Annotated in this window: 6 protein-coding genes; 1 reads left to right on the top strand and 5 read right to left on the bottom strand. The window is 73.1% G+C overall.

Going from position 1 to position 4,210, the window contains the following annotated elements:
- Positions 1 to 192: 192 nt before the first annotated feature.
- From KME75_RS40290 to KME75_RS40270, 5 genes are all read right to left on the bottom strand, one after another.
- Positions 193 to 1,365 carry a zinc-dependent alcohol dehydrogenase gene (locus tag KME75_RS40290; protein WP_219420260.1) on the bottom strand — a complete coding sequence of 391 codons (1,173 nt, stop codon included), beginning with the start codon at positions 1,363 to 1,365 and terminating at the stop codon, positions 193 to 195.
- A gap of 70 nt (positions 1,366 to 1,435) precedes the next feature.
- On the bottom strand, positions 1,436 to 2,347 hold the full coding sequence (locus KME75_RS40285; RefSeq protein ID WP_219420259.1) for an SRPBCC family protein: 912 nt from the start codon (positions 2,345 to 2,347) through the stop codon (positions 1,436 to 1,438).
- Positions 2,344 to 2,697, bottom strand: a complete 354-nt coding sequence (locus tag KME75_RS40280) for a hypothetical protein (RefSeq protein ID WP_219420261.1) — start codon at positions 2,695 to 2,697, stop codon at positions 2,344 to 2,346. Before KME75_RS40280 ends, KME75_RS40285 begins: the two co-directional genes overlap by 4 nt.
- On the bottom strand, positions 2,684 to 3,088 hold the full coding sequence (locus tag KME75_RS40275) for a DUF3618 domain-containing protein (protein WP_219420258.1): 405 nt from the start codon (positions 3,086 to 3,088) through the stop codon (positions 2,684 to 2,686). Before KME75_RS40275 ends, KME75_RS40280 begins: the two co-directional genes overlap by 14 nt.
- Positions 3,085 to 3,552 (bottom strand): phage holin family protein, encoded by a 468-nt coding sequence (locus tag KME75_RS40270; RefSeq protein ID WP_219420257.1) that lies wholly within the window; start codon positions 3,550 to 3,552, stop codon positions 3,085 to 3,087. Before KME75_RS40270 ends, KME75_RS40275 begins: the two co-directional genes overlap by 4 nt.
- A 155-nt stretch (positions 3,553 to 3,707) precedes the next feature.
- Here KME75_RS40270 and KME75_RS40265 point away from each other — a divergent pair, with 155 nt between their 5' ends.
- Entirely contained in the window at positions 3,708 to 4,154 is a 447-nt protein-coding gene (locus KME75_RS40265; protein ID WP_219420256.1) for a DUF4383 domain-containing protein, read from the top strand.
- The last annotated feature ends 56 nt before the right edge of the window (positions 4,155 to 4,210 follow it).

The raw sequence follows: 4,210 nt of genomic DNA, 5'->3' as shown, positions 1-4,210 counted from the left end.
CCGGCACCGCCAGCTCCCCGCGCATCAGCAACGCCATCGCGCCACCGGTCAGGAAGAACAGGAACGCCGTGACCAGATAGAGGATCCCGATGTCCTTCGGGTCCGTCGTGCCGAGCATGTGCACCATACGCGAGCCGATGGACGGACGGTGACCACGAACGGTCACCGGGGTGGGTCGGGGAGCTGTCCGGGTCACGGCTTCAACACGACCTTGATGCACTCGTCGCGCTTGTGCTTGAACATCTCGTAGCCCGTCGGCGCGTCGTCGAGCGGCAGGGTGTGGGTGATCACGAAACTCGGGTCGATGTCCCCGTTCTCGATCCGGTCCATGAGCGGCCGCAGGTAGCGGTGCACGTGGGTCTGGCCGGTGCGCAGCCGCAGCGAGCGGTTCATGAACGCGCCGACCGGGAACTTGTCCATGAATCCGCCGTACACGCCGATCACCGACACGACGCCGCCGCTGCGGCACGCGAGGATCGCCTCGCGCAGTGCGTGCGGGCGTTCGGTCTCCATCCGGGCGGCCTGCTTGACGCGGTCATAGGCGTGCAGTGGGGACGCGGCCCTGGCCTCCAGGCCGACGGCGTCGATGCACGCGTCCGGGCCGCGGCCACCGGTCAGCTCGGAGAGCGCCTCGAGCACCGGTGTCTCGGCGTAGTTGACGACATCGGTGGCGCCTGCCGTGGCCGCGGCCATCCGCAGCCGCTCGGGGATCTGGTCGATCGCGATCACCTGCTCGGCGCCCAGCAACCGGGCGCTCGCGATCGCGAACTGCCCGACCGGGCCTGCGCCCCACACGGCGACGACGTCGCCGGGGGAGATCTCGCACATCTCCGCCCCCATCCAGCCGGTGGGGAAGATGTCGGTGAGGAACAGCACCCGTTCGTCGGGGAGATCACCGTCGACGCGGAACGGGCCGACGTCGGCGAACGGCACGCGGACGTACTCGGCCTGGCCTCCGGGATAGCCGCCGACGAGGTGGGAGTAGCCGAAGATGCCGCAGGGGGAGTGGCCCCACAGCTTCTCCGCCGCGCCGGCGTTGGGGTTCGAGTTCTCACACACCGAGGTCAGCCCGCGCTCGCACGCGTTGCAGGCGCCGCAGGCGATCGGGAACGGGACGACGACCCGGTCACCGATGTTCAGGTTCGACACCCCGGGCCCGGTCTCGACGACCTCACCCATGAACTCGTGACCGAGGATGTCGCCCTTGCGCATCGCGGGGACGTAGCCGTCGTAGAGGTGCAGGTCCGAGCCGCAGATCGCGGTGGAGGTGACCTTCACGATCGCGTCGCGCGGGTTCAGGATCCTCGGTTCGGGGACGTCGAGGACCTCGACGGAGTTGATACCGGTCCAGCAGGTGGCGCGCACGGTGCTCCCTGTCTTGCTGCGGGCTGTCTCGCTGCGGGCTGTCTCGCTGCGGGCTGGCGGGGCGGACGCCCTAAGTGCTCGGCTCGGGCCGGGCGGGCCGCCGGCGCAGTGTCCGCGCCGCGACGGTTCCCTCCGGACTGCTCTCCGTGCGCACGATGTCACCGGTCTCCATGACCTGCTTGAACCGCCGCAGGTCGTCGCGCACCTGCTGCCGGGGGTTCTCGCCGAACAGCGTCGCGACCGCCGCGCCCAGCCGCCCGGCGGGCGGGGCATAGTCGAGCCGGACGTGCACCTCGGTGCCGCGGTCCCCGGGGGCGGGCCGGAACCGGACGTGGCCGCTGGTGGGGACGTCCGCCCCGGGCAGCGAACGCCAGGCGAGCAGCTCGTCGGCGACCTCGTCGGTGATCTCGGCCTCCCAGGTGACCTGCCGCCCGCCGGGCGCGGTCGCCGTCCAGCGGGAGCGGCCCTGGCCGACCGTGGTGACGTCCTCCACGTGTGCCATGAAGCGCGGGAGGTTCTGCAGGTCCCGCCAGAACGCGTACACCTCGCCAGGGGGCCGGTTGACCGTGACCGACGCCTGCGCGTCCAGCCGGTCGGACCGCACGTCCGGGCGCCGGGTGGCGCGCCGCGCGGTGGCGACGTCGGCCGCCGTCACGCCGAGCACGGCCGCCGCGGCCACGAGCGTGCGCGCCCGGCGGCCCGGATGGCGGGTCAACACGGTACCGAGCAGGGCCAGGTCGACGAGGTCGCCCGCCGCCCGCGCCCAGATCCAGCGGCCGGGCGCCGAGCTCGTACCCGCGCCGAGCCCGGCCGCCAGCTCACGGACGCCGCACGCCCAGCGCACCACGGCCCGGCTGGTGGGCCCGTCGTCCGCGCCGACCAGCCGCGCCACCGCACCGGGGGCTCCCACCTGCGCGCTGCCGAGCCCGAGGCTGAACAGGGCGAGGCCGGTGGCCCCGCGGTCCGTCCTCCCCTGACTCATGAGCGCTCGTCGCCCGGGTTCCAGTCGTTCGCGATCGCCATGTCGTGCTGGAGCTTGCGCATCTCGGCGTCGTCCTGGGTGTCGGCCCCGCCTCGGTCGCCGCCTTCCGCGTCGCCGCCTTCGGTGTCGCCGCCGTGGATGTCGCCACCGTGGATGTCGCCACCGACGCCGCCGGGGGCCGGGGCGCCGCCCGTGGGCAGGTCGGCCCGCGTCCCGGTGTCGTCGTCGGCGGGCGGCTCGGGGTCGGCCCACTCCTCGCGGTTCGAGCCACCCGGCCCGAGCTGGCCCTCCAGCTCGTCGGCGAGTGCGTCGTCCTGACGAGCCCCGTGCTTCGCGCTACCGCGTTCCATCGTCGTCCTTCCGGTGAATGCGGGCCTTCGTCGTCGTCGTCCTGCGTCGGCGCAGCCGGCCGAGGAGCAGGTAGCCGAGCACGAGCGCGAGGACGCCGACCAGCGCCGGACGGTCGCGCACGGTGCGCTCGACGGCAGGCGCCTTCTCCGCCAGCACCTCACGCGCGTGCTCGACCTGTTCCTGCACGCGCTCGGTCGCCTCGGCCTTCTTCGCGCGTACCTGCGCGGGCACGTCGACGCGGTGGGCGAGCTCCTCCACGGTCTCGCCGAGCTCGGCGCGCAGCGCGCCCAGCTCGCCGCGGAGCTCCTCCGAGGGGCGCTGTTCCTCTGGTGAGCGCTGTTCCCCCGGTGAGCGCTGGGCCTGTCCGGTGGCCGGGCGCGGCTCGGTCATCGCTGGACCGCCTGCTTCACCGTCGCCACGTCACGCTGGACCTCCTGCACGGCCCGCTCGGGCACCGGAGGGGCGGCCGCGGCGATGCGCTTGCGGCCGACGAGCGCGAGCAGGCCGGCCACCACCAGGAGGACGACACCGACGATCAGCGCCGACAGCCACACGGGCACGACCGTGGCGAGCCCGGCGATCGCGGCCGTGATCAGCGCGCCGACGCCGAACAGTGCGACGACGCCGCCCGCGCCGGCGAGTCCGGCGCCCATGCCCGCACGCTTGCCCTTCGCCGTGAGCTCGGCGCGCGCCAGCTCCAGCTCGCTCCGCACGAGCTCGGACAGCTGCGTCGACAGGCGCTGGACGAGCTCGCCGGTCGTCGCCGCCGCGGGGTCGGGGGACCGGGCGGCCGCCGGGTCCGGCGACGCACCGCTGGTGACCGGGGCCGGCTGCCCCGTTGTCTGCGAGGTCATGCCGCCGGGCTACCCCGGTGCGGCGGCGGGCACACCTGCCGAGGCCGCCCACCCGACCCGGTCGGGTGATCACGACTCCATAACACGGGTTTTACGCGTTCGTCCAGGGGTACGCCGGGATTCGTCCGCATGCAGCAGAGATCGGAGGATCTTCGATGTCCGGCTCGGCAACCGCTCCACGCACCCGCTACCCCGTCCAGATCGCCGCGGCCGTGTACGGCGTGGTCTTCCTGCTCTTCGGCATCCTCGGCTTCGTCCCAGGGATCACGACGAACTACGACCAGCTGCAGTTCGCGGGGCATGAGTCCAACGCCCTGCTGCTCGGCCTGTTCGCGGTGTCCGTGCTGCACAACATCGTGCACCTGCTGTTCGGTGTCGCCGGCCTGGCGATGTCCCGCACGGCGAGCGCGGCCCGCATGTTCCTCATCGGCGGCGGCATCATCTACGCCGTCCTGTGGATCTACGGGCTGATCATCGCCCGGGACAGCGCGGCGAACTTCGTCCCGCTGAACACGGGGGACAACTGGCTGCACCTGGTGCTGGCCGTCACCATGATCGGGCTGGGCGTGCTGCTCGGCCGGGACATGCGGGCGCGCGCCTGACGGCGACGGGAACGAGCGGCGGGCCCGGTGCGCACAGCACCGGGCCCGCCGTCGTC

The sequence above is a fragment of the Pseudonocardia nigra genome (assembly GCF_019396355.1).
Taxonomy (GTDB): domain Bacteria; phylum Actinomycetota; class Actinomycetes; order Mycobacteriales; family Pseudonocardiaceae; genus Pseudonocardia; species Pseudonocardia nigra.
Note: the sequence above shows the minus strand (reverse complement) of the source record. Positions and strands in the feature narration are given on the sequence as shown.

Excerpts from the sequence above, each read along its gene's own strand:
- KME75_RS40285 (WP_219420259.1), bottom strand. The coding sequence starts at position 2,347 with ATGAGTCAGGGGAGGACGGACCGCGGGGCCACCGGCCTCGCCCTGTTC.
- KME75_RS40280 (WP_219420261.1), bottom strand. The coding sequence starts at position 2,697 with ATGGAACGCGGTAGCGCGAAGCACGGGGCTCGTCAGGACGACGCACTC.
- KME75_RS40275 (WP_219420258.1), bottom strand. The coding sequence starts at position 3,088 with ATGACCGAGCCGCGCCCGGCCACCGGACAGGCCCAGCGCTCACCGGGG.
- KME75_RS40270 (WP_219420257.1), bottom strand. The coding sequence starts at position 3,552 with ATGACCTCGCAGACAACGGGGCAGCCGGCCCCGGTCACCAGCGGTGCG.
- KME75_RS40265 (WP_219420256.1), top strand. The coding sequence starts at position 3,708 with ATGTCCGGCTCGGCAACCGCTCCACGCACCCGCTACCCCGTCCAGATC.